Source organism: Streptomyces glaucosporus (assembly GCF_039533345.1).
Lineage (GTDB): Bacteria > Actinomycetota > Actinomycetes > Streptomycetales > Streptomycetaceae > Streptomyces > Streptomyces glaucosporus.
Map to the genome: position 1 here is coordinate 1 of NZ_BAAATJ010000009.1, position 24,810 is coordinate 24,810.

Consider the following 24,810-nt stretch of genomic DNA (forward strand, 5'->3'; position numbering starts at 1 on the left):
GGCGGGTTCGGGACGGGGCATCAACATATCTGGCGTTGACTTTTGGCACGCTGTTGAGTTCTCAAGGAACGGACGCTTCCTTCGGCGCCCCTTCCGGAGCTCCTCCGGGCGCTTCCCTTCGGTTTTTTCCACCTTACCAGAGGCGTTTGCGGTCCGTTTCCGGGCCGTTCACCGCTTCTGGCTTCCAAGGGTACCGGAGCAGGACTGCTTCCGGTTCCCCCCTCGGCGGTTCCTCAAACGTACTGGAGCGGGGCGCCCGGATGCAAATCCGCGCGCCCCGCCTCCGGCAGGGCTCAGACCTCCACGACCACAGGCAGGATCATGGGGCGGCGGCGGTAGTTGTCCGACACCCACCGGCCCACCGCCCGGCGGATGAGCTGCTGCAGTTGGTGGGGCTCGGAGACGCCGTCCTGGGCCGCCTTGGACAGCGCCTCGTCGATCTTGGGGATCACCGACTCGAAGTCGCTGTCGTCGATGCCGGACCCCCGGGCCTGGATGTACGGGCCACCTGTGATCTTGCCGGTGCTGCTGTCCACCACCAGGAAGACCGAGATGATGCCCTCCTCGCCCAGGATGCGGCGGTCCTTCAGCGAGCTCTCGGTGACGTCCCCGACCGAGAGGCCGTCGACGTAGACGTATCCCGCCTGCACCTTGCCGACGATCTTGGCCCTGCCGTCGACCAGGTCGACCACCACGCCGTCCTCCGCGATGACGATGTGATCCTTGGGCACCCCCGTCAGCGCGCCCAGCTCCGCGTTGGCGCGCAGGTGGCGCCACTCGCCGTGGACGGGCATCAGGTTCTTCGGCCGGCAGATGTTGTAGAAGTACAGCAGCTCGCCCGCCGAGGCGTGTCCCGAGACGTGGACCTTGGCGTTGCCCTTGTGGACGACGTTGGCGCCCCACCGGGTCAGGCCGTTGATCACCCGGTAGACCGCGTTCTCGTTCCCCGGGATCAGGGAGGAGGCGAGGATCACCGTGTCGCCCGGGACGATGCGGATCTGGTGGTCGCGGTTGGCCATGCGCGACAGCGCCGCCATCGGCTCGCCCTGCGATCCGGTGCAGACGAGCACCACCTCGTCGTCCGGCAGGTCGTCCAGGGCCCTGACGTCCACGACCAGCCCGGAGGGCACCCTGAGGTAGCCCAGGTCACGGGCGATGCCCATGTTGCGCACCATCGAACGGCCGACGAACGCGACACGGCGGCCGTACTCGTGGGCGGCGTCGAGGATCTGCTGGATGCGGTGGACGTGGCTGGCGAAGCTCGCCACGATGATCCGCTTCTGCGCTCCCGCGAACACCTGGCGCAGCACCTGGGAGATGTCGCGCTCGTGCGGGGTGAAGCCGGGCACCTCGGCGTTGGTCGAGTCGGACAGCAGCAGGTCGATGCCCTCCTCGCCCAGACGCGCGAAGGTGGGCAGGTCGGTGAGGCGGCGGTCCAGCGGGAGCTGGTCCATCTTGAAGTCGCCGGTGTGCACGACCATGCCCGCCGGGGTGCGGATGGCGACCGCCAGCGCGTCCGGGATGGAGTGGTTGACGGCCACGAACTCGCAGTCGAAGGGGCCGACGCGCTCGCGGTTTCCCTCGGCCACCTCAAGGGTGTACGGCCGGATGCGGTGCTCCTGGAGCTTGGCCTCGATCAGGGCCAGTGTGAGCTTGGAGCCGATCAGCGGGATGTCGGGCTTCTCCCTCAGGAGGAAGGGGACACCGCCGATGTGGTCCTCGTGACCGTGGGTCAGGACGATGCCGTCGATGTCGTCCAGCCGGTCCCGCACGTAGCTGAAGTCCGGCAGGATCAGGTCCACGCCGGGCTGTTCCTCCTCGGGGAAGAGGACGCCGCAGTCGACGATGAGCAGCCGGCCGCCGTACTCGAAGACGGTCATGTTGCGGCCGATCTCGCCCAGGCCGCCGAGCGGGGTGACCCGCAGGCCTCCCTCGGGGAGCGGCGGGGGCGGGCCGAGTTCGGGATGCGGATGACTCAAAAGACTCTCCTCACCACGCGCGCCACGCGCCCCCGCGGGGCACGTGGCGCGCGATCGTCGTGCACTTGCAGTTGTTTTCGGTCCGTATGTAGTTGTGAAGTCCGTGTCTCAGAGCTGTACCCCGCCGGCGGCGAGATCGCGCTTGAGCTGTTCGGTCTCCTCCGGGGACAGCTCGACGAGCGGCAGGCGCAGCGGTCCCGCGGGCAGGCCCTGGAGGGCGAGGGCGGCCTTGGTGGTGATCACGCCCTGGGTGCGGAACATGCCCGTGAAGACCGGCAGCAGCTTCTGGTGGATCTCCGTCGCCTTGGTGACGTCACCGCTCAGGTGTGCGTCCAGCATCGCGCGCAGTTCGGGGGCGACGACGTGGCCGACCACCGACACGAAGCCGACGGCGCCCACGGACAGCAGCGGGAGGTTGAGCATGTCGTCCCCGCTGTACCAGGCGAGCCCGCTGGTGGCGATGGCCCAGCTCGCACGGCCCAGGTCGCCCTTGGCGTCCTTGTTGGCGACGATCCGCGGGTGCTCGGCCAGCCGGACGATGGTCTCGGTGTTGATCGGCACCCCGCTGCGGCCGGGAATGTCGTAGAGCATGACCGGCAGGTCGGTGGCGTCGGCGATGGCGGTGAAGTGCCGGTACAGGCCCTCCTGCGGGGGCTTGCTGTAGTACGGCGTGACGGCCAGCAGGCCGTGGGCTCCCGCCCGTTCGGCCGCGCGGGCCAGCTCCACACTGTGCCGGGTGTCGTTGGTACCGGCTCCCGCGACGATGTGGGCCCGGTCCCCGACCGCCTCGACCACGGCGCGCACGAGCAGGCTTTTCTCCTCGTCGCTGGTGGTCGGGGACTCACCGGTGGTGCCGTTGACGATGAGACCGTCGTTGCCGGCGTCCACCAGGTGGGCGGCGAGCTGCTGCGCGCCGTCGAGGTCGAGGTCGCCGTCCGCGGTGAACGGCGTGACCATCGCGGTCAGGACCCGCCCGAAGGGCGTCTGCGGTGTGGAGGTCGGAGCCATGGGTCCCACGCTACTCGCAGGCTGCGGTGCGATGCTCCCTCGGGAGGCCGGTTGTGGAGCCCGACACTGTCCGCTCGGGGGTTCAGACAGTGCCGGGTCCGTGGAATGAGCCTAGACGAATGCCCGCGAAAGTCGCAATCCGGACAACCCTGGATTGCCCCCCCGGCCCTACGGGGCGACTCGTCCGTTGGCGTTGAAGGCCTCATGGGTGAGGGGCATGAGCCTCGCCCAGTGCGCCTCCATCTTCTCGGCGACCATCTCGATCTCCCGCTGCGGGAAGGAGGGCACCTTCGCCGACTCGTGACGGGTGCGCAGCCCCAGGAAGTGCATCAGCGAGCGCGCGTTGCAGGTGGCGTACATCGAGGAGTACAGGCCGACCGGAAGAGCGGCGCGCGCCACCTCGCGGGCGATGCCGGCCTCCAGCATCTCCCGGTACGCCTCGTACGAACGCCGGTACGAGAACTCCAGGGTCTCGGTGACGCTCCGGTGCTGCTCCGGGGTGCCCTCGACGAACCGGTACTTGCCCGGGCGCCCTTCCTGCACCAGCTTGCGGGAGGCGTCCGGGACGTAGAAGACGGGCTCCAGCTCGCGGTAGCGGCCGGACTCCTCGTTGTAGCTCCACCCCACCCGGTGGCGGTGGAACTCGCGGAAGACGAAGATCGGCGCACTGATGAAGAAGGTCATCGAGTTGTGCTCGAACGGGCTGCCGTGCCGGTCGCGCATCAGGAAGTTGATCAAGCCCTTGGAGCGCTCCGGGTCTTTCTCCAGTTCGTCCAGCGACTGCTCGCCCGCGGTGGAGACCCGCGCCGCCCACAGCACGTCGGTGTCGGCGGCGGAGTGTTTGACCAGCTCGACGGTCATGTCGCTGCGGAAGCGGAGGTCGGGAGCGTCGGACACCGGGGTTCCTTCCAGTCGTGTCACATCGGTTCTGGAGCGGTGCACAGCCTATGGCGGCGGCGACTCGCTCCCGGCACGCGGTGTCGGCCCCCGGGCGGCCGCACGACCGCCGGCGTTCCGCCGCAAGCACCCGAAACCGGGCACTTCACCGGACGAACGGACGTTCCATCCGTGAGAGCGCAGACCGTCACCGAAGGAGCAGCCGCACATGGACCGCCGCGAAGAGTTCCCGAGCTTCGCCTCCGCCGCCGAATCCGGGCACTTCCACAGCACCGTCGCTCCCCCTCGCCGGCGCCGGACGCCCTCCGAGACGCTGGGCGGCGTGCTGCTGGGACTGGTCGTGATCGCCGGGCTCGTCGGCTCCCTGCTGCTCGGGATACCCGCCCTGGAGACGCCGGATTCCCGCGGTGGCGGGCCGGACCGGCCCGCCACCGCCGAGAGCCGCTGATAATCTCCTCGCTCACAGGCCCCACCGACCGCGCCCGTGAGCGAGGATCCCGTGCCCCTGCACTTCCTGACAGCCGACGACGGGCTGGACACCGCGCCGTCGGACACGCCCCTGCCGTACGAGGAACGCGAGCGGTGGCGGCGCCCCTACCGCCCCGGCCCCTGGAGGGTGGGCGGAGCGGCGCTGCTGTTGCTGCTCGCCTCGTACATGCTGATGTCCACCCTGATCATCGCCATGGCCGGCACCCTCGTGGAAGCGCTCGTGTGCCTGGCGGGGGCCGCCCTGGTGATCGCGTACGCGCTGCGTCTGCTGCGCGCGGGAGTGTGGGTCAGCTCCCGCGGGATACGGCAGGTGGGCCTGTTCACGACGACGACACTGGCCTGGCAGGACGTGGCCGCGGTACGGACGGCGCAGCAGCCGGTGAAGTGGCTCGGCACTCCGCGCACCGTGCAGGGGCAGGCATTGCTCGTCGAGCCGCGCGGCCGGGAGGCCCTGCGGACGGTGTTCACCGACCACAACGCCGACTTCCTGGCGCGGCCCGACGCCTTCGACCGCGCCGCCGACGTGCTGGAGGCCTGGGCCGCGGAGCACCGCCACCCGCAGCACCCGTAGGGCTTCTTCCCCGGTGCCGGGCGCCGGGGAAGAAGCCCTGTGCGGGTTGGACGGTCAGGCCGCCGTCTTCCGCCCGTCCGGGGCGGACCCGCCGTCGTGGAGGGCGATGGCCCGCTGCATGGCCTTGCGGGCGCGCGGAGTGTCGCGGGCGTCGTGGTAGGCGACGGCCAGCCTGAACCAGCAGCGCCAGTCGTCCGGCGAGGCCTCGGCCTCGCGCTTGCGCCGGGCGAAGATCTCGTCGGCCGCCGCGCGGTCGATGCGCCCGCCCGGGGTCCTGGAGGCATCCTCCTCCGGCAGTCCGCCCTCGGCCTCCAGCTCCCTCGCCAGGCGGTTCGCGTTCCGGGCGAACCGGGTGTTGTGCCACAGGAACCAGGCGCCGACGCACGGCAGCACGAAGGCCACCGCTCCCATCCCCATCGCGGCGGGCTCGCCCGTCCTCAGCAGCAGCACGCCCTGGAGGACCACCACGGCGAAGACGACGATCAGCGCCGTGGAGAGGAAGGCGTAGGTGATCTTTCCGCCCATGGTCCTCAGTCCAGGTCCAGGAAGTGCTCCAGCCCCACGGTCAGGCCGGGCGCGTCGACCACGCGCCGTACGCCCAGCAGGATGCCCGGCATGAAGGAGCTGTGGTGCAGCGAGTCGTGGCGGATGGTGAGGGTCTCCCCGGTGTCGCCGAACAGCACCTCCTGGTGTGCCAGCAGCCCGCGCAGCCGCACCGCGTGCACCGGCACCCCGTCCACGTCCGCGCCGCGGGCGCCGTCGAGGGCGGAGGTGGTGGCGTCCGGCTGCGGCGGGCAGCCCGCCTCGGCCCGCGCGGCGGCGATGAGCTGGGCGGTGCGGGTGGCGGTGCCGGAGGGCGCGTCGGCCTTGTTGGGGTGGTGCAGCTCGACGACCTCGACGGACTCGAAGAAGCGGGCGGCCTGCTGCGCGAAGCGCATGGTGAGGACGGCGCCGATGGAGAAGTTCGGCGCGACCAGCACGCCGGTGCCCGGGGACGCCTCCAGCCAGCCGCGGAGCCGGCCGAACCGCTCCTCGGTCCAGCCGGTGGTTCCGACGACGCCGTGGATGCCGTGGCCGACGCAGTACTCCAGGTTTCCCATCACCGAGTCGGGGTGGGTCAGGTCGACCGCGACCTGGGCCCCCGCCTCGGTGAGCTTCTCCAGCTCGTCGTCCTTGTCCAGGGCCGCGACGAGTTCCAGGTCGTCGGCGCCCTCCACGGCGCGTGCGGCCTCGGAGCCGATCCGGCCCTTGGCGCCGAGGACTGCTACGCGGAGCTTGCTCATGTGCGTGTTTCCTTCACGGGTACGTGGGATCGGATCAGGCGACGGCTTCGTCCAGCCGGGCGCTCTGCCGGTCGGTCAGCGGCCCGATGACCGACAGCGAGGGCCTCTGCCCCAGGATCTCGCGGGCCACCGAGCGCACGTCGTCCGGGGTGACGGAGGAGATCTTCGCGAGCATGTCGTCGACCGACAACTGCTCGCCCCAGCACAGCTCGCCCTTGCCGATGTGGTTCATCAGCGCGCCGGTGTCCTCCATGCCCAGGACCGTCGATCCGGAGAGCTGCCCGACGGCGCGCCGCAGCTCCTCGTCGCCCAGACCGTGCTCGGCGACGTGTCCGAGCTCGTCGCGGCAGATCTTCAGCACGTCGTGGACCAGGTTCGGGCGGCAGCCGACGTACACGCCGAACAGGCCGCAGTCGGCGAAGCCGGAGGTGTAGGAGTACACGCTGTAGGCCAGGCCGCGCTTCTCGCGGACCTCCTGGAACAGGCGCGAGCTCATGCCGCCGCCCAGGGCCGCGCTGAGCACCCCGAGCGCCCACCGGCGCTCGTCCATGCGGGACAGGCCGGGCATGCCCAGGACCATGTGGGCCTGTTCGGTGCCGCGGTCCAGCAGGTCGACGCGGCCCGCGGTGCGGATGCGGCGCGAGCCGGTGCGGGGACCGACGGGTTCGGCGTCGGCGTCCTTCAGCGCGCCGGCCCTCTCGAACGCCTCCCGCACCTGGCGGACGACCGTGTCGTGGTCGAGGTTGCCCGCGGCCGCGACGACCAGGTGGGTCGGGTCGTAGTGGCGGCGGTAGAAGCGGGCGATGCGGTCGCGGGTGAGGGCGTTGATCGTCTCGTTCGTGCCCAGCACCGGGCGGCCCAGCGGGGTGTCCCCCAGCATGGTCTTCGCGAACAGGTCGTGGACGCAGTCGCCCGGGTCGTCCTCGGTCATGGCGATCTCCTCGAGGACGACGCCGCGCTCGGCCTCGACGTCCTCGGAGCGGATCAGCGAGCCGGTGAGCATGTCGCAGACGACGTCGATCGCCAGCGGCAGGTCGGTGTCCAGGACCCTGGCGTAGTAGCAGGTGAACTCCTTCGCGGTGAAGGCGTTCATCTCACCGCCGACCGCGTCGATCTCCGCGGAGATGTCCAGGGCGCTGCGCCGCCTGGTGCCCTTGAAGAGCAGGTGCTCCAGGTAGTGGGTGGCGCCGTTGAGCGAGGGCGTCTCGTCGCGGGAACCGACCCGCACCCAGATCCCGAAGGTCGCGGAGCGGACGGTCGGCACGGACTCCGTGACGACCCGCAGGCCGCCGGGGAGGACGGTCTTGCGGACGGTGCCCGCGCCGTTCCCGCCCCCCGGGGAGGCTGCGGCCGACCGCCGGGCGAGCGGGTGGGAGGGCTTCCGGTGATGGGCGACGGCCCGCCCCACCGCGGCGGTGGGGCGGGCCGTCGTACGGGGCGTGCGCGTCACTTGGTCGCAGCGTCCTTCGTGTCGGTCTTCTCGGCGCTCTCCTCGCCGCCTTCCTCGTCCAGGACCGGGATCAGCGACAGCTTGCCGCGCTGGTCGATCTCGGCGATCTCGACCTGGACCTTCTGGCCGACCCCGAGCACGTCCTCGACGTTCTCCACGCGCTTGCCGCCGGCGAGCTTGCGGATCTGCGAGATGTGCAGCAGGCCGTCCTTGCCGGGGAGGAGGGAGACGAAGGCGCCGAACGTGGTGGTCTTCACGACCGTGCCCAGGTAGCGCTCGCCGACCTCCGGCATCGTCGGGTTGGCGATGGCGTTGATGGCGGCGCGGGCCGCCTCGGCCGCCGGCCCGTCGGCGGCGCCGATGTAGATGGTGCCGTCGTCCTCGATGGTGATGTCGGCGCCGGTGTCCTCCTGGATCTGGTTGATCATCTTGCCCTTGGGGCCGATGACCTCGCCGATCTTGTCCACCGGGATCTTCACGGTGATGATCCGCGGCGCGTTCGGGGACATCTCGTCCGGCCGGTCGATGGCCTCCATCATCACGTCGAGGATGTGCAGACGGGCGTCGCGGGCCTGCTTGAGGGCCGCGGCCAGCACGGAGGCCGGGATGCCGTCCAGCTTGGTGTCGAGCTGGAGGGCGGTGACGAAGTCACGGGTGCCGGCGACCTTGAAGTCCATGTCGCCGAAGGCGTCCTCCGCACCGAGGATGTCGGTGAGGGTGACGTAGTGGGTCTCGCCCTCGATCTCCTGGGAGATCAGGCCCATGGCGATGCCGGCGACGGGGGCCTTGAGCGGCACACCGGCGTTCAGCAGCGACATGGTGGAGGCGCAGACCGACCCCATGGACGTCGAGCCGTTGGAGCCCAGCGCCTCGGAGACCTGGCGGATGGCGTACGGGAACTCCTCGCGCGAGGGCAGCACCGGGACGATCGCCCGCTCGGCCAGGGCGCCGTGGCCGATCTCGCGGCGCTTGGGGGAGCCGACGCGGCCGGTCTCACCGGTGGAGTAGGGCGGGAAGTTGTAGTGGTGCATGTAGCGCTTGCGCGTCACCGGGGAGAGGGTGTCGAGCTGCTGCTCCATGCGGAGCATGTTGAGGGTGGTGACGCCCAGGATCTGGGTCTCGCCGCGCTCGAAGAGCGCCGAGCCGTGCACCCGCGGGATCGCCTCGACCTCGGCGGCCAGGGTGCGGATCTCGGTGAGCCCGCGGCCGTCGATGCGCTTCTTCTCCTTGATGACGCGCTCGCGGACCAGGGACTTGGTCAGCGAGCGGTACGCCGCCGAGATCTCCTTCTCGCGGCCCTCGAACTGCGGCAGCAGCTTCTCGGCGGCCAGCGCCTTGACGCGGTCCAGCTCGGCCTCGCGCTCCTGCTTGGCGGCGATGGTGAGCGCCTGGGCCAGCTCGTCGCGGACGGCCTCGCTCAGCGCCTCGTACACGTCGTCCTGGTAGTCCAGGAAGATCGGGAACTCGGCGGTGGGCTTGGCGGCCTTGGCGGCGAGGTCGGACTGGGCCTTGCACAGGGTCTTGATGAAGGGCTTGGCGGCCTCCAGACCGGCGGCGACGACCTCCTCGGTCGGGGCCTGGGCCCCGCCCTTGACCAGTTCGACGGTCTTCTCGGTGGCCTCGGCCTCGACCATCATGATCGCCACGTCGCCGTCGGGGAGGACGCGGCCGGCGACGACCATGTCGAAGACGGCCTCCTCCAGCTCGGAGTGGGTGGGGAAGGCCACCCACTGGCCGCGGATCAGGGCGACGCGGGTGCCGCCGATCGGGCCCGAGAAGGGCAGGCCCGCCAGCTGCGTGGAGCAGGAGGCGGCGTTGATCGCCACGACGTCGTACAGGTGCTCGGGGTTGAGCGCCATGACCGTCTCGATGATCTGGATCTCGTTGCGCAGGCCCTTCTGGAAGGACGGGCGCAGCGGCCGGTCGATCAGGCGGCAGGTGAGGATCGCGTCCTCGCTCGGGCGCCCCTCGCGGCGGAAGAAGGAGCCGGGGACCTTCCCGGCGGCGTACATCCGCTCCTCGACGTCTACGGTCAGGGGGAAGAAGTCCAGCTGCTCCTTCGGCTGCTTCGAGGCGGTGGTGGCCGACAGCACCATGGTGTCGTCGTCCAGGTAGGCCACGGCGGAGCCGGCGGCCTGGCGGGCGAGCCGGCCCGTCTCGAAGCGGATGGTGCGGGTGCCGAAGGAACCGTTGTCGATGACGGCTTCGGCGTAGTGGGTCTCGTTCTCCACCAGGAAATTCTCCTCGTCTGCGTCCTCGCCCCTGTGGCGAGGACGGTGGCGGTGGAGCGTCTTCCCGTGCGGGCCGGTCTTCGATCGAAGCTCCCGGGGCTGAGTGCCCGGGAGCCACTACCGAGGACCGGCGGCGTGAAGGCGCCCCGCCTCGTTCTCTATGTCGTTGTGTAACCAGACTACAAAGCTTTCACTCACCGTGAGTCCCGGTGAGTACGGCGAAGGGAGCGGTCCCCACGGTGGGAACCGCTCCCTTCGACGGGTGCTACCGGGCGCCCGCGGCGCCGCGGCGGATGCCCAGACGCTCGACCAGGGCGCGGAAGCGCTGGATGTCCTTCTTCGCCAGGTACTGCAGCAGGCGGCGGCGCTGGCCGACCAGGAGCAGCAGACCCCGGCGGGAGTGGTGGTCGTGCTTGTGGGTCTTCAGGTGCTCGGTGAGGTCCGAGATGCGGCGGGTGAGCAGCGCGACCTGGACCTCGGGGGAGCCGGTGTCGCCCTCCTTGGTGGCGAACTCGGCCATGATCTGCTTCTTCGTAGCGGCGTCGAGCGACACGCGATACTCCTTGGATTCTTCTCGTCGAGGCCACCGAGTGCCCCTGGCCCGCTGTGCAGGGGATCTTTCACGACTCGGGAGGCGGGGTCCGCTGGGCGCAGTCTCCAGGCACTCCGGAAGACGCGTACGCAAACGGCCGCCCATCAGCCTACCAGTCGCGCGACGGGACGTTCACCGCCGGTCATCCGTCCCGCCGGGGACCGGCGGCCGCCGCTCAGCCCGTCATGCTCCGGGCGGCGGTGTAGAGGTCCAGCACGGCCAGGCAGAGCGGGACCAGCGACAGCAGGACGGCGCTCTCGGCGATGTCCAGGAAGCGCCCCCAGAAGGGGGTGACACCGCGCCTGGGCACCACCAGTCCGATGGCCGTGATCAGGGCCGCAGCGGCGGCCAGGGCGGCGGACAGCCAGATCGTCCGCAGGTCGAGGGCGCCGTCGTCTCCCATGAGCAGCTTCCGCAGCAGGTCGGCCGGCGGGTTGAGGGCCAGGCCGAGGGCGAGGAGGGCGAGGGCGGCCAGGCCCGCGGCGAGCGCGCAGGCGACCTGGACGGTGTAGCGGAAGAGCCGGGCGCGCATCAGCATGCCCAGTCCGGCGGCGAGGGCGAGGAGCTGGCCCCAGCCGGAGTCGGAGAACCCCAGGACCGCGGCCGCGCCGACGACGACGGCCGCGCATCCGCCGACGAGGCCGAGGAGCATCTCGTGACCGCGGCGGGCCTGCGCGGCGATGCGGTCCGCGTCGACGGGGCCGTCGGTGTCGGGGGCGGCGTCGGGATCCTCGTCGTACCGCATGGCGCCGGACCGCGGCGCGTTGTAGCCGATGGGGAGCCGGGCGAAGCGGGAGGACAGTCCCGGCAGGAACGCGATGGCCCCGACCGCCACCGGAACGCACAGGGCCGCGGTCTCCACCGGACGGATGTCGGTCAGGACGGCGACGAAGGTGACCAGGGTGCCGACGGTCGCGGCGAAGGCGGCTGCGACGAACGGGCCGTCGCCGCTGGGCGTGACGGCGATCAGGGCGGCGGAGGCGACCAGGACGGCCACGCATCCCAGCAGGAACTGCAGCCTGCCGACACCGCCTCCCTCCTCCAGCGGCAGCAGCCCGGATCCCGCGATCATCACGTGCGGCAGGGAGGCGAGCCCGAGGGCGACCGCGGAGGGGCGGTCGTCGTACACCCGTGCCCGCACCGCCGCGAAGCCGATCAGCAGCACTCCGGTCACGGCGGCGAGGACGCCCGGCAGGCCGTGCATGTCGTGGCGGACCGGGTCGGCGAACCACAGCACGAAGGCCATGAGCGCCAGCAGCACCACGCCGCCGACCAGCCCGGCGGCCCGCATCAGGTCGTCGCTCCACAGCTTGCGGTCCCGGCTCACCGCGGAGGCCACCGCGTCGGAGACGTCGTCGAAGACGGCCGGGGGCAGCGACTCGGCGAACGGCCGGAGGCTCAGGACCTCCCCGTCCAGGACGCGCTGCGCGGCGAAGGAGCGGGCGCTGTCGAGCACGCTGCCGTCGCGGCGCACCAGGTGGTAGCCGACGGGGGCGCCCTCCGCGGGCGTCTGGCCGCTGAGTCGGAGGATCTCGGGATACAGGTCCGCGACCGGGATGTCCTCGGGGAGGGCCACGTCGATGCGGCTGTCGGGCGCGACGATGGTGACCCGGCAGAAGCCGGTGGCGGCTGCCGGTGCAGTCGTACTCACCTTGAGATCCCCCTCATGGGCTGCTCACTGGCTCCACAGTGCGCACGGGCCGTTCACAGGGCCCCCCGCGATCTCCCGCGGTTCTCCACCGGCGGCTGTTCGTTCGCTGCTGCGCATTGTCGCGCGACACCCTACCGCCCTCGGTGGTCCGGCAGTCCCAGTAGGATCGCCCCGCGCGGACGGCGTCCGTCGCCATGGGGGCGTCGGCAGGAACTGTCCCGTCTGCCCGAGGGATTGATGCGCCGTGAGTCAGATCGTCGTCAAGCGTCCGCCACGGGTTCTGCCACCCAGCGTGCCCAGCGAGGATCTGCGGCTCGAGCCCCCGCCCGAACTGCCGCGCGGGCAGCAGGAAGGGGTGCTGTTCCAGCTCCTGCCGATGCTCGGCATGGGCGGATCGGTCGTGTTCTTCTTCCTGTCGCCCGCGCCGTTCATGCGCATCATGGGCATGATCATGATCGCGTCCACCGTCGCGATGCTCATCGCCACCATCGTGCGCTTCCGCCGGGGCACGCAGGGGGAGATGGCGCAGATGCGCCGGGACTACCTCAAGTACCTCGCGCAGACCCGGCGCAAGGTCCGCAGGACGGCCGGTCTGCAGCGCGACGCCCAGTTCTACCTCCACCCCGCGCCGGAGCAGCTGTGGGCCCTGGTCGCCGAGGGCAGCCGGGTGTGGGAGCGCCGCGCCGGGGACGACGACTTCGTCCACGTGCGCGTCGGTCTGGGGACGCAGCGGCTCGCGACGCCGCTGGTGGCGCCGGAGACGGCCCCCGTGGACGAACTGGAGCCGCTGACGGCCGGGGCGATGCACCAGTTCATCAGGACGCACAGCACCGTCGACGGGCTGCCGATGGCCGTGTCGCTGCGCGCCTTCTACCACATCACCGTGAGCGGCGACCCCGACTCGGTGCACGGCGGCGTCCGCGCGATGGTGGCCTCGCTGGTCTCCCTCCACTCCCCCGACGACCTGGTGGTCGGGGTCGTGACCGGGCACGACGCGCTGGAGCGCTGGGAGTGGGCCAAGTGGCTCCCGCACGTCCAGGCCCCCGGCGCCACGGACGGTGCGGGCAGCCGGCGGCTGATAACGGCCGGCGTGACGGAGCTGGAGACCCTGCTGGGGTCCCGGCTGGAGGGCCGGCCGCGCTTCAACTCCGGCGGGCAGCCCGTGCTGGACCAGCCGCACGTGCTGGTCGTGCTGGACGGCGGCGCGACGGTGCCCCCGACGTCGGTGCTGGCCTCCGCGGAGGGCCTGCAGGGCGTCACGGTCGTCGAGGTGGTGCCCGGCGACATCGGCAGCCCGCGCGGCGGCCTGTCGGTGGTCGTGCGGCCCGACCGGCTGCGGCTGGAGTCGGCGCACGGCGCGGTGTACGAGGGACGGCCCGACTTCCTCTCCCCGGAGGCCGCCGAGGCGCTGGCCCGGCAGCTCGCCCCGCTGCGGATGGGCTCGGGCGGCGGCGACGACGAACCGCTGCTGGCGAACCTGGAGTTCACCGATCTGCTGAACCTGGGCGACGCCGCCTCCGTCGACGTGCGGCGCACCTGGCGGCCGCGGTCGACGGCCGAGCGGCTGCGCGTCCCCATCGGCGTGGGCGAGGACGGCCAGCCGGTCATGCTGGACCTGAAGGAGGCCGCGCAGGACGGCATGGGCCCGCACGGCCTGTGCGTCGGCGCGACCGGGTCCGGCAAGTCGGAGCTGCTGCGCACCCTGGTCCTGGGCCTGGCGGTCACGCACTCCTCGGAGACGCTGAACTTCGTCCTGGCGGACTTCAAGGGCGGCGCCACCTTCGCCGGCATGGCCCAGATGCCGCATGTGGCGGCCGTCATCACCAACCTGGCCGACGACCTCTCCCTGGTCGACCGCATGGGCGACTCGATCCGCGGCGAGCTCAACCGCCGCCAGGAACTGCTGCGCGACGCGGGCAACTACGCCAACATCCACGACTACGAGCGGGCGCGCGCGGCGGGCGCCCCCCTGGTTCCGCTCCCCTCGCTGGTCCTGGTCATCGACGAGTTCAGCGAGCTGCTGACGGCCAAGCCCGACTTCATCGACATGTTCATCCAGATCGGCCGCATCGGCCGTTCGCTGGGCGTGCACCTGCTGCTGGCCTCGCAGCGCCTGGAGGAGGGCCGGCTGCGCGGCCTGGAGACGTACCTGTCGTACCGGATCGGTCTGCGCACCTTCTCCGCCGCCGAGTCCCGTGCCGCGCTGGGCGTGCCGGACGCCTACCACCTGCCGTCGGTGCCCGGGTCCGGCTACCTGAAGTTCGGCACCGACGAGATGGTCCGCTTCAAGGCCGCCTACGTCTCGGGGGTCTACCGCTCGAACTCCTCCGGCGAGGACGCCCCCGCCGGGCCGCTGCCGGCGGACCGCCGGCCGGTGCTCTTCACCGCCGCGCCGGTGCCGGTGCCGGTACGGCAGGCCGCCCCCGTCCCCGCGGCTCCGTCGCCCGCCGCCCCGGAGGACGACGACGCGCTGGCGGACACCGTCCTGGACGTCATCGTGCGCCGGCTGGAGAACCAGGGCCCCGCGGCCCACCAGGTCTGGCTGCCGCCGCTGGACCAGGCTCCGCCGCTGGACGAGCTGCTGCCCGGCCTGGCGGTCGTCGAGGGCCGCGGCCTGACCCAGCCCGACTACCCCCACGCGGGCCGGCTGGTGGTGCCCCTGGGGCTGGTGGACAAGCCGTACGAGCAGCGGCGCGAGACCCTGCTGCGCGACTTCTCCGGCGCCGCGGGCCACATGCTGGTCGTGGGCGGCCCCCAGTCCGGCAAGTCGACCCTGCTGCGCACCCTGATCACGTCCTTCGCCCTCACCCACACCCCGCAGGAGGTCCAGTTCTACGGGCTGGACTTCGGCGGCGGCGGCATGTCGGCCGTGGCGGACCTGCCGCACGTGGGCGGCGTCGCCTCCCGCCTCGACCCCGAGCGGATCCGGCGGACGGTGGCGGAGGTCGCCGGGGTGCTCAACCAGCGCGAGGAGTACTTCCGCGCGAACGGCATCGACTCCATCGCCACCTTCCGGCGCCGCCGGGCGCGCGGGGAGATCACCGACCAGCCCTGGGGAGACGTCTTCCTGGTCGTCGACGGCTGGGGCGCGTTCCGGCAGGAGTACGACATGCTGGAGGCCGTCGTCACCGACATCGCCTCCCGCGGTCTGGGCTACGGCGTCCACGTCGTCGTGGCGGCCTCCCGCTACATGGAGGTGCGCCCGGCGCTCAAGGACCAGCTGCTGAACCGGCTGGAGCTGCGGCTCGGCGACACCATGGACTCGGAGTTCGACCGCAAGGTCGCCGCGAACGTCCCGGCCGGCGTCCCCGGCCGCGGCCAGACCCCGGAGAAGCTCCACTTCATGACCGCGGTCCCCCGCATCGACGGCGTCTCCTCCGACGAGGAGCTGTCCGACGCCACCGCCGCGCTGAACCGCGCGGTGGCGCAGGCCTGGCGGGGGCCGTCGGCCCCGCCGGTCCGGCTGCTGCCCCGCGAGCTGCCCGCCGACCGGCTGCCGAAGGGCGGCGACTACCCGCAGCACGGTGTCGCCTTCGGCATCGACGAGAACACCCTGCAGCCCGTCTTCGTCGACTTCGAGACCGACCCCTTCTTCCTGGTCTTCGGCGAGAGCGAGTCCGGCAAGACCGCGCTGCTGCGGCTGCTGGCCAAGCAGATCTGCGAGCGCTACACACCCGACGAGGCGCGCATCGTCGTCGCCGACTACCGGCGCTCCCTGCTGAGCAACATCCCGGACTCCCACCTGATCGTCTACGCCGCCATGTCCAACGCCATGGAGACGCACATGGCGGCGATGAAGGACCTGATGGAGAAGCGCACCCCGCCGGAGGACGTCACTCCGCAGCAGTTGCGCGACCGGAGCTGGTGGGCCGGCCCGAAGATGTTCATGATCATCGACGACTACGAGCTGGTCTCCACCTCCAGCGGCAACCCGCTCGCCATGCTCACCGAGCACCTGCCCTTCGCGCGCGACATCGGCGTCTGCTTCATCATCGCCCGCAGCGCCGCCGGCGCCTCCCGGGCCTCCTACGAGCCGTTCATGCAGCGCATGAAGGAGCTCGGCGCCCAGGGCGTGATCCTCTCCGGCGATCCCTCCGAGGGCGAGCTCCTCGGCAGTGTCCGGGCCCGTCCCATGCCGCCGGGCCGGGGCTACTTCGTCTCCCGCCGGCGGGGCAACCCGCTGGTGCAGGTGGGCTGGCTGCCCGCTCGCTGACACCCCCGGCGGGGAGGCCGCGGTCTCCCCGCCGGACGATCCGGAACCGACGACTCCCCGCGGAGGCGAACATGGGCGGACGCCTTACGGTCGAGCAGCAGGAGCTCGACCGCCTGCTGAAACAGCTGAACTCCAGCCGGACCCAGATGCGCAAGGCGCTCAACGCCCTGCGGGACATCGGCCCGAAGAGCACGGGCAGCAAGGCGCTGGACAACGCCTGCGAGGAGATCCACGACAGCTGGGACGACGCCATCGACAAGATCGCCGACGGCACCGACGCGATCGAGGACATGCTCAAGTCCACCAAGGACAACTACGCGGCGACCGAGCAGGCGATCAAGGAAGCCTTCCAGAAGGCCGCGAAGGAGCCCTCGCCCCAGCCCTCGCCCCGGCCCTCGCCCCGGCCGTCAGGAGAGCGTCCGTGAGCGCCGAGGACTTTCCGACCATCGGCTTCGACCCGGCCCCGGGAAAGCTGAGCAGCATAGACGACCTGACGGAAAAACTGTCGAAGACCGCCGACGGCCTGAAGAAGGCGCACGACACCCTGGTGGAGATCGGCAAGAGCGGAGGACAGGGCTCCGCCTGGGAGGGCGAGGCCGCCGAGGCGTTCTCCAAGAAGGTCGGCGAACTGCCCAAATACCTCGACGACAGCCACGACGCGCTGAGCAAGGCCGCGAAGCACCTGAAGGACTGGCGCGCCAGACTCGCCGAGTACCAGGAGACGGCACGCGACTACGAGGCGAGGGCCAAGGCCGCCAAGGACCGGCAGACCGCCGCAGAAGCCGAGCGCTCCAAGGCCGTCACGGCGTACGACTCCGCCGCTAACGACCCCGCGCTGGGCTACGCCGGGCAGATCTACACCGACCAGGACGCCCTGAACAAGGCCCAGGCCCGGTACGACGCGGCGGCGGACCGGCTGCGCCGGGCGGGCGACGCCCTCGACACCGCCACCGGGAAGGTCGAGAAGGCCAAGGAGGAGCTGGAGGCCCTCATCAAGAAGGCCGAGGACCTCCTGGAAGAGCACCAGGACTGTGCACGGAGGATCGCCTCCCGGCTCAGGAAGGCCAACGGCAACGCCCCGGACACCGGTTTCTTCGAAAGCGTCGCCGACGCGTTCAAGAAGCTCGGCAACAAGTTCCAGGAGTGGTGCGAGGAGCACGCCGACCTGCTCAAGACAATCGGCGACTGGCTCAGCATCGCCTCCACCGCCCTGGGCATCCTGGCCCTGGCCACCGTCTGGTTCCCGCCGCTTTCCGGCGCCCTCGCCCTGGCAGGCGGGGTCACCTCCCTGGGAGCGCTGGCCACCCACGGCGCGGCGAAGTACGGCGGCGCCGACATCAAGGCGTCCACCCTGATATTCGACGGCATCGGAGTCCTGCCCTTCGGCAAGCTGGTCAAGGGGGTGTCCACGGGGGTCAAGGTCGGCCTGAAGTTCGGCAAGCACGGTGACCTGATGCTCAAGGGAGCCAATACCTTCACCAAGGTCGCCGACGCGGCGCCCGCGGGAACGAAGCTCACCTTGTCCCCGGGGAAGTTCAGCCGGCTCGGAGGCGCCGACGACGTCGCGAAGTTCACCCCGAAGGGTTTCGGCAACAGGGTGAACCTGGCCTGGACCGCCCACATGGCGGAGACGACGGAGACCTCCGTCAAAGGAACTCTCTACGGCACCGCGCTGACGAAGACCCCCCTCCGCAGCCTTCCGGGACTCGAGGACGCCATCAGGGCCGACGGCACCCTGGATCCGCTGTCGTGGTGGTCACGGGGCCCCCAGATGGGCGGGGACCTCCTCACCGGGAGTATCAAGGTGGCGGACGTCGTCACCCCGGACCCGCCGGCCGCGGGGACCAGATGACGGCACGGCCGCCGTACACGCCCATGAACGATCGGACACACCGGTGCCCCACTTCAGCATCACGCTTCCCATGGACAGGGAGACGGCCGAGGCCGCCAGGAAACTGCCGTACAGCGTCTGGCTGTCGGTGAGCGAAGAGGAGGGAAACGCCTCCGGGGCCGCCGGGGCCTGGGTCGCCTACGGCGAACCCGCCACGGCCGGGCCTCCCGGAGAGGCCGGCTCTGACCCCGACGGGCCGGCCGACGGTCCCCGGCAGATCCTCCAGCAGGTCGCCAAGGCGCACCGCGACCGGATCGACGGCAAGCGTCCGGCCTTCACCCTCTTCGCGAAGTCCTCCCCCTCGCGCCCCCTGTGCTCCGTGCGGCCCGTGGACCCCGGAGGGCGGGAGAAGGAGGCCTACGTGGTGAACGACGCCCTGGGACGCCCGCTGTGCCGCATCGCCGGAGGAAGGTCCCCTCTGGGCCTGCGCCGCGCCTGGACGATCGAGCCGGAAGGCGCGCGGGAGTCCTTCGTCGGATACCGCGGCACCTGGGCGGGCTGGCTGCTGTTCACCCTCTTCCTTCCCCTGTGGATCCCCCTCACGGTCGTCAGCGTCGTGGTCGCCGTCCTGGAATCGGGAGGCGCCTGGGACGGCCTGACCTGGGGGCCGCCCCGCCGCACCGTGTGGCGTCCCCGTTCCGGCCTCACCGTCGCACCGGCCGTCCTGGACTGCCGCAGGGAGAGGTACCGCCGGGACGAGCAGCGCCTCGACGTGCGCATCGCCTATGCGCAGGCGGTCCTCGACCAGATGAGTTGACCCCGCCCCCTCCCCTTCCCGGCCCGCGAGAAGAATCGATCATGGACACCTCCGAGCAGAACCCGGGGGACGGCGCACCGTCCCTCCCACCCGACTGGCCCGAGCCCGACGCTCCCGAGCTGTACTGGGAAGTACCGGCGGAATTCCACTCGCTCGGCCTCGAGTACGACGACGAGCGGCGTGAGGCCCACCTCTCCGAGCTCGCCGTCCGGATCTGGCCGGGGGGTACCGGGGAACAGCACGACACCATCGCGTCCTGGTACCGGGAGGTCTCCTCCGTGGCCGCCGGGGACGAGGCCGTGTACGCCGGGATCGGGCTGTTCTCCACCGACGACGACCGCTTGAGCATCGCCTCCCTCGTCATACGCTGCGAACAGGTCGACAGCGCCGACGCGCATGTGGCCGCCACGGCCCTGGAGGAGTTCCTGTCCAACGATCCCGCTCAGGAGGTCCACCGGACCGAGGCCGACTGCGGACCGGTCGTCATCTCCTTCTCGGGCAACCTGTTGTCGCCCACCGGGGAGGAGGAGGCCATCGGGCTCCTCCCCGCTCCGTCCGCCCCCGTGCCGCCGCTCGTGACCGCCCAGATCGACGTCTACTGCCCCCTGCCCGGGATATCACGGCTCCTGGTGTTCAGTCTGAGCACCCCGTCGACGGCCGACTTCCCCTGGTACGTGCACATGCTCTCCGGGATCGTGGACACGGTGGAGGTGGTCGCCCGTCCCCTCGCCTCCCCGGATGTGTCCGGCCCGCCGTACGGACAGCCCATGGCGAACCCCCTCTCCCAGACTCCCGGCACAAGCCCCATCTCCTTCTTCGTCTCCTAGCGGACCCGGTCACGGAGCCGCCGGGGATCCACGGCAGCCAGGTGCCCGGGAGCGTCGTGCATTGCGGGCGGAAGACGGGCAGCGCGCACCGAAAAGGGATCGGAGCGGTGCCCACCGTGCATGGGGCGAACAGGCTTTCGCGCCTGCCCGTCCTCCTTTGGCCTGGGTCTCCCGCGATTTCGCTCGGGGCCCGCGCCGGGCTGTTATCTTGCTCGATGGCCCGGGATGCGGGACTTTCCGCCGGGATTCCCGATCGTCATCGCCGCCGCAGAGCCGCGCACAGTGCGGCGTGGGAGCACCCCCCGTCGCCACCATCCACGAAGGGGAGAACGCTGATGGGGACTCAGCAGGAGAAGGACGAGCTGTACGCGATGGACATCTCCGACGCCGTGTGGGAGAGCGCTCCGGGCGGCCCGGAGGACGAGAAGGTGGAGATCGCCCATCTGCCGGGCGGGGCCGTGGCCATGCGCAATTCCAAGGACCCCGACACCGTGCTGCGCTACACCGCCGCGGAGTGGCGGGCCTTCGTCCTGGGCGTGCGCGACGGGGAGTTCGACCTCAAGCCCTGAACCGCCTCGACGGGAAACGGCAGGCGGGCGCCCCGCGCAGTGCGTCGGGCGCCCGCCTGAAGCGTTCGGAGCGGAACCGGAGGGCTCAGAAGTCGAACTGCGCCGCGGCCTTCTTGTCCGTGCCCCTGTAGCCGTCGGTCGCGCCGTCCAGGGCTCGGGCGATGGCCTCGAGCGTGTCGTTCAGCCCCTTGACGTTCCTGTTCCAGTGCTGCTGCTTGTTCTCGTAGACCTGCTTGGTCTCACCCTCCCACGTCTGGACCACGGCGTTGACGCGCCTTTCCAGATCGGTGAGCTGGGTGTCGAGCTCCTTGGCCACGTTGCGGATGTCATTCGCGGCGTTCTCGACGAAAGCGTAAGTGACCTTGATCGTCATTTCCGCTCCTCCTCTCTTCTCGATATCCGTTATGCGAAGTCGCTGATCGGGCTTCCGGCGCTGAGCGTCTTGAACTTCTGGATCTGCTCGATCTCGTTGTTGCTGAACCCGTCCTTGCTCGCGCTGAGAGCCTCTTCCATCAGCTGGAGCTGGCGGTCCAGCTTCTGGGCGTAGTCGTTCGTCTGGCGCTGGAGGTGGTCGTAGGACCTGGCCGCATCGCCCTTCCAGCCGGCCTCGATCGTGTCGACCACGTTGTTCAGGTTGTTGATCTTGCTCTTCAGCTTCTCCTGCATGCTCCGGACATCGCGGATCAGGTCATTGAGATCTGATTCGCTTGACTGGAAGTCGCCGTTTCCGGACATGTTGCCCTCCTTGGTTGTGAGTTGCTGCGTTTACGGGGTGGCTGTCGTGGGCGTGCCACAGGCGGTGCCCATCAGGTGCGGCGCGCCCTCCGCACGAGAGCGAACGCGCCGGCCGCGACGGCGGCCACCGCGGCGCCCGCTCCCAGGTAGACCCACGGGTGGTTGCTGTTCCCGGACTCGGAACTCGCCTTCCCCACCCGTTCTCCCGCCGTCCCGTTCTCGTTTTCCGCGCCGCTCTTCCCCTCGGGGGAGGACGCGGAGGGCGACGGCGTCGGTTCCGTGGCCTCGATCGGGTTCACGTCCGGATTCCCCGGACCGCCCTCGCCTTCGAGCAGGTGGATGCGGGGTCGGACGGCGCCGTAGCCGATGTGGACGCTGGAGGCGTCCCTGCGTCCGGCGGTGTCCACCAGGACGCGGAGGACCTGATCGGCCGTCCAGTCAGGGTGCTTGGACCAGGTCAGGGCCGCCGAGGCGGAGGCGATGGCAGTGGCGGAACCGGTACCGCCGTCGCGCACGCAGTACTTCCGGAAGGTCTCGTCGCACCATGAGGGCATCTCGTCCCCGGGTGCCGACAGATCGACGTTGAGGCCGTGCTGGGAGAAGCCGGCCACCTTTCCCCGCCTATCGGTGGCGCCTACACCGACCACGCCGGTGTACGAGGCCGGGTACTGTCGCTCGTTTCCTTTCTCCGCACCGTTTCCAACGCCCGCGAAGAGCAGTTTCCCCTTGCTGAGCGCGTACTCGACGGCTTTCGTTCCCTCGGAATCGTAGGACGGCCCGCCGAAGGACATGTTGACGATCTCCGCATCGCTGTCCGCCGCTGTCCGGATCGCTTTCACATAGCCGTCGGCCTTGATCTCGCTGCCGAGCCCTTTCAGGGGAATCCGACAGGGGATGACCTTCGCCCCGGGCGCCAGTCCCCTCACGCTCCCGTTCTTGCCGGTGCCCGCGATGATCTCGGCTATGGCCGTTCCGTGGCCGGTGTAATCGCCGGTGGCTCCTCCTGCCACGCCGGTCATGTCCTCACCCGGCAGGACCTGACCTCGCAGTGCGCCGGTGGAGGCGTCGACACCGCTGTCGACGACCGCCACCTTGATGCCCTCACCCGTGCTGACCTTCCACATCTCCTCGGCCCGCATGGCGTCCAGGTACCACTGCTGCGAACGTACGTCGTCCGCACGGGCCATCGGTGCCGATCCGGCGAGGCACGTGGCCCACGCGCCGGTTGCGGCCAGCACGGAGAGCAGGCGCCGCCGCATGCCTCGCGACGGAATCCTGTCCCGGCCGTGGCGCCGCCTCCCGTCAGCCCGGTGCCTCCTGGAGTGAACGGGCGTGCCGGGGCTCCCTGTCCCGGACCGTTGCGGGGAGCGCCGACGACACCGCCGCCGGTGCCCGCGACCGGCCTGCGTCCGGTTGGAACCGCTTCCCGTGCCGGGGCCGACAGCCCCCGCGCCCATGGGTCCTCCGGGCGGCCGTCCGGTCATGCCGTGCTCCGCTCCGATCACGGCCCCCCGGGGAAGGTGCGGGCCGTTGCCCGCCGTTCCGCCCTGCTGTGGAGTGCCGCCGTAGATGTCGCCGCCCTGGCCCACCGGCGGCGTGGCCGTGATGGGCGCCTTGGCGGCGGGGGTACCGCCGGACCCCGTGACGGGGCGGGGGGCCGCGCTGCTCACCGGCGGCACGGTGGACGCGCCGTCCGCCCGGCCCGTACCGGGCTGGCCGGGGTTCGGCATCGGGCCGGACTCCGGCTCCTCGGGCCTCTGCTCGCTGTCCTTGTCGGTCACGTCCCTGCCTCCCCCCGATCAGTAGGTGACCTCGGTGGCCTCGTCCTTGGGCTTCCGGTCGCCGGACCGCTTCTCCGCCTCCCGCTGCTGCCGGTGCTCCAGCGCCCGGCCCTGGAGCTTCCAGAAGCGCCGCTTCAGGTCGTCCTCCGGGTTTCCGAAGCCCACGTCCGCGCCGTGGACGGCGATGCCCATGGCCTCGATCTGGGCTCCGAGCACCCGGGAGAGGCCGGTGGGCCGGGCGTGGACCCGGTTGTTCTGGGTGTAGACGCCGTCGGCCTCGGCGAGCTCGCCCCCGAAGGAGGAGCGTCCCACCTCCTGCTGCCCGATCCTGGTGGGAGAGGCCGGGGACTTCTCCAGGTCGCCGAGAATGCCGCCGACCCGCTTCTTGAAGTCCTCGAGCGACTCGAGTCCGCCCTTGAGCTTGCCGGCGGGCACCCCCATCAGGCTCCCCCTCCCCCCGTTGAACGCGCGTGCATCCGGTTCTGCGCCGCCCTCACTCTAGCCACCGCCTCCGACAGTTCCAACGGCGAATCCGCGCGGGGGGATTGGCGTGGCGAGGGGAAGGCGTGCCCTTCCCGTCGGGCACGGGACCCTAACCGGCGGCGCGGCGGCGCCGCCAGTCGCGGTGGACCAGGGAGCCGCCCGCGATCACCGACACCAGGACGCCGCCGCCGATCACCGCGTACGTGCCGAGGCGTTCGTTGCGTTCCCGGGTGGTCTCGCCGAGGTGGAGCTTCGCCGGGGTGGGCGGCTCGCCCTTGTCCAGGCCCTCGCGCGCCACCGGCTCGTCGATCCGCCTGTCGTCCTCGGTGAGGGCGCGGACGGGGTCGACGACGCCCCAGCCGACGTGGCGGTCGTGTCCGGGGACGGAGCGCTCGGCGGTCTGCATGATCTGGGCGGCGATGTGGCGCGGTTCCCAGTCCGGGTGCTCGGCCACCAGCAGCGCCGCGACGCCCGCGACGTACGGGGCGGAGAAGCTGGTGCCGTTGTCGGCGCAGTGGCCGCCTCCCGGAACCGTGGAGATCATGTCGACGCCCGGGGCGGCGACGTCCACGAAGTCGCCGGACTGGGAGAAGGGGGCCCGCTCGTTGTTGCGGTCGGAGGAGGCGACGGCGATGACCCCCTCGTAGGAGGCCGGGTAGGTCTCCTTGACGTTGCCGCCCTGGCCGTCGTTGCCCGCCGAGGCCACGACGACGACCCCCTTCGCCAGCGCCCTGTCGACCGCCTCCTTGAGCGAGGGGTCGGGTTCGACGGCGCCCGCGGTGTCCTGCGAGATGTTGATGACGTCCGCGTCCGCGCCCACGGCGTAGTCGATGGCGGCGGCCAGGGTCTTCGAGGTGCCCCTGCCCTCGGCGTCGTTCTGCTGGATCGGGATGATGGTGGCCTCGGGCGCTATGCCGACGAAGCCGGTGTCGTCGGCCGGGCGCGCCGCGATGATGCCGGCGACCTTGGTGCCGTGGCCGACGAGGTCGTCCGTGCCGTTCTTCGCGAGCGGCTCGGGGGCGTTGCCGTACTCGTCCTTCTCCGGGTCCTTCAGGAACCTCCTGCCGCTCCCGGCGTCGACCGCCTCCTTGAGCTGCGGGTGGTCGTCGTCCACCCCGGTGTCGATGACCGCGACCCGGACGCCCTCGCCCCTGGTGTTCTTCCAGAGCTCCTCCAGAAGCACTCTTTTGAGCGACCACGGACGGCCCTCGTAGGGCTTGGCGGGGAAGGTGCACTGCCCCACGTCGGCCGCGGCCGGCGGCGCCCAGGCCACGGGCAGTCCGACGGCGGTGAGGGCCACGGCCGCGGGGAGCGCCGTCCACCTGCGGCACCGGTCGCGGAACGTGCCCGCGGCGGGCCGGGGTCCGGCGGCTTCGCTGGTCCTGGCTTTCATGGCGTGTGTC

22 protein-coding genes are annotated in these 24,810 nt (G+C 71.0%); 8 read left to right on the forward strand and 14 right to left on the reverse strand.

The features are described from left to right. Positions 1-293: 293 nt before the first annotated feature. The 3 genes from ABD358_RS12000 to thyX all read right to left on the reverse strand — a co-directional run bounded on the left by ABD358_RS12000 (position 294) and on the right by thyX (position 3,848). The gene (locus ABD358_RS12000) at positions 294-1,979 is read right to left on the reverse strand and encodes a ribonuclease J (RefSeq protein WP_344630928.1); all 1,686 of its coding nucleotides are present in this window, start codon (positions 1,977-1,979) and stop codon (positions 294-296) included. A 108-nt stretch (positions 1,980-2,087) separates the two neighbouring features. Next, a complete protein-coding gene (dapA, locus tag ABD358_RS12005) occupies positions 2,088-2,987 on the reverse strand; it encodes a 4-hydroxy-tetrahydrodipicolinate synthase (protein ID WP_344630929.1) in 900 nt (299 codons plus the stop codon). Between the two features lie 168 nt (positions 2,988-3,155). After that, a complete protein-coding gene (thyX, locus tag ABD358_RS12010; RefSeq protein ID WP_344631091.1) occupies positions 3,156-3,848 on the reverse strand; it encodes an FAD-dependent thymidylate synthase in 693 nt (230 codons plus the stop codon). A gap of 244 nt (positions 3,849-4,092) precedes the next feature. Between thyX and ABD358_RS12015 the strand changes: the two genes are divergently transcribed. Together ABD358_RS12015 and ABD358_RS12020 are read left to right on the forward strand one after the other, a co-directional pair. Beyond that, the gene (locus ABD358_RS12015) at positions 4,093-4,332 is read left to right on the forward strand and encodes a hypothetical protein (protein ID WP_344630930.1); all 240 of its coding nucleotides are present in this window, start codon (positions 4,093-4,095) and stop codon (positions 4,330-4,332) included. A gap of 51 nt (positions 4,333-4,383) precedes the next feature. Continuing rightward, entirely contained in the window at positions 4,384-4,944 is a 561-nt protein-coding gene (locus ABD358_RS12020) for a hypothetical protein (RefSeq protein WP_344631092.1), read from the forward strand. A gap of 54 nt (positions 4,945-4,998) precedes the next feature. Here ABD358_RS12020 and ABD358_RS12025 read toward each other — a convergent pair whose 3' ends face one another. From ABD358_RS12025 to eccD, 6 genes are all read right to left on the reverse strand, one after another. Continuing rightward, complete coding sequence (locus ABD358_RS12025; protein ID WP_344630931.1) at positions 4,999-5,469, reverse strand: hypothetical protein; 471 nt, start codon at positions 5,467-5,469, stop codon at positions 4,999-5,001. 5 nt (positions 5,470-5,474) lie between these two features. Further along, on the reverse strand, positions 5,475-6,227 hold the full coding sequence (gene dapB / locus ABD358_RS12030; RefSeq protein ID WP_344630932.1) for a 4-hydroxy-tetrahydrodipicolinate reductase: 753 nt from the start codon (positions 6,225-6,227) through the stop codon (positions 5,475-5,477). A gap of 34 nt (positions 6,228-6,261) precedes the next feature. Beyond that, positions 6,262-7,677: a M16 family metallopeptidase gene (locus ABD358_RS12035; RefSeq protein WP_344630933.1), complete on the reverse strand. Its 1,416-nt coding sequence runs from the start codon at positions 7,675-7,677 to the stop codon at positions 6,262-6,264. Next, on the reverse strand, positions 7,674-9,908 hold the full coding sequence (locus ABD358_RS12040; protein WP_344630934.1) for a polyribonucleotide nucleotidyltransferase: 2,235 nt from the start codon (positions 9,906-9,908) through the stop codon (positions 7,674-7,676). The genes ABD358_RS12035 and ABD358_RS12040 overlap by 4 nt, the downstream gene beginning before the upstream one ends. Before the next feature lie 265 nt (positions 9,909-10,173). After that, positions 10,174-10,461, reverse strand: a complete 288-nt coding sequence (gene rpsO, locus ABD358_RS12045; RefSeq protein ID WP_162466452.1) for a 30S ribosomal protein S15 — start codon at positions 10,459-10,461, stop codon at positions 10,174-10,176. A 214-nt stretch (positions 10,462-10,675) separates the two neighbouring features. Beyond that, positions 10,676-12,151 carry a type VII secretion integral membrane protein EccD gene (gene eccD / locus ABD358_RS12050; RefSeq protein ID WP_344630935.1) on the reverse strand — a complete coding sequence of 492 codons (1,476 nt, stop codon included), beginning with the start codon at positions 12,149-12,151 and terminating at the stop codon, positions 10,676-10,678. 244 nt (positions 12,152-12,395) lie between these two features. Between eccD and eccCa the strand changes: the two genes are divergently transcribed. The 6 genes from eccCa to ABD358_RS12080 all read left to right on the forward strand — a co-directional run bounded on the left by eccCa (position 12,396) and on the right by ABD358_RS12080 (position 20,408). Then, on the forward strand, positions 12,396-16,364 hold the full coding sequence (gene eccCa / locus ABD358_RS12055; protein WP_344630936.1) for a type VII secretion protein EccCa: 3,969 nt from the start codon (positions 12,396-12,398) through the stop codon (positions 16,362-16,364). A 71-nt stretch (positions 16,365-16,435) separates the two neighbouring features. Beyond that, complete coding sequence (locus tag ABD358_RS12060) at positions 16,436-16,789, forward strand: type VII secretion target (protein WP_344630937.1); 354 nt, start codon at positions 16,436-16,438, stop codon at positions 16,787-16,789. Beyond that, positions 16,786-18,216 (forward strand): putative T7SS-secreted protein, encoded by a 1,431-nt coding sequence (locus tag ABD358_RS12065; protein WP_344630938.1) that lies wholly within the window; start codon positions 16,786-16,788, stop codon positions 18,214-18,216. The genes ABD358_RS12060 and ABD358_RS12065 overlap by 4 nt, the downstream gene beginning before the upstream one ends. 70 nt (positions 18,217-18,286) lie before the next feature. Then, complete coding sequence (locus tag ABD358_RS12070; RefSeq protein ID WP_344630939.1) at positions 18,287-19,012, forward strand: hypothetical protein; 726 nt, start codon at positions 18,287-18,289, stop codon at positions 19,010-19,012. 41 nt (positions 19,013-19,053) lie between these two features. Beyond that, positions 19,054-19,839, forward strand: a complete 786-nt coding sequence (locus ABD358_RS12075; RefSeq protein ID WP_344630940.1) for a hypothetical protein — start codon at positions 19,054-19,056, stop codon at positions 19,837-19,839. A gap of 335 nt (positions 19,840-20,174) precedes the next feature. Beyond that, the gene (locus tag ABD358_RS12080; RefSeq protein ID WP_031508379.1) at positions 20,175-20,408 is read left to right on the forward strand and encodes a DUF397 domain-containing protein; all 234 of its coding nucleotides are present in this window, start codon (positions 20,175-20,177) and stop codon (positions 20,406-20,408) included. A gap of 85 nt (positions 20,409-20,493) precedes the next feature. Here ABD358_RS12080 and ABD358_RS12085 read toward each other — a convergent pair whose 3' ends face one another. The 5 genes from ABD358_RS12085 to mycP form a co-directional block, all read right to left on the reverse strand. After that, positions 20,494-20,781 carry a WXG100 family type VII secretion target gene (locus ABD358_RS12085; RefSeq protein ID WP_344630941.1) on the reverse strand — a complete coding sequence of 96 codons (288 nt, stop codon included), beginning with the start codon at positions 20,779-20,781 and terminating at the stop codon, positions 20,494-20,496. Positions 20,782-20,810: 29 nt separating this feature from the next. Further along, the gene (locus tag ABD358_RS12090; protein ID WP_344630942.1) at positions 20,811-21,143 is read right to left on the reverse strand and encodes a WXG100 family type VII secretion target; all 333 of its coding nucleotides are present in this window, start codon (positions 21,141-21,143) and stop codon (positions 20,811-20,813) included. Positions 21,144-21,214: 71 nt separating this feature from the next. Beyond that, a complete protein-coding gene (locus ABD358_RS12095; protein WP_344630943.1) occupies positions 21,215-22,330 on the reverse strand; it encodes a S8 family serine peptidase in 1,116 nt (371 codons plus the stop codon). A 612-nt stretch (positions 22,331-22,942) separates the two neighbouring features. Next, positions 22,943-23,365, reverse strand: a complete 423-nt coding sequence (locus ABD358_RS12100; RefSeq protein WP_344630944.1) for a hypothetical protein — start codon at positions 23,363-23,365, stop codon at positions 22,943-22,945. A gap of 151 nt (positions 23,366-23,516) precedes the next feature. Then, positions 23,517-24,800, reverse strand: a complete 1,284-nt coding sequence (gene mycP, locus ABD358_RS12105) for a type VII secretion-associated serine protease mycosin (protein WP_344630945.1) — start codon at positions 24,798-24,800, stop codon at positions 23,517-23,519. Between the last annotated feature and the right edge of the window lie 10 nt (positions 24,801-24,810).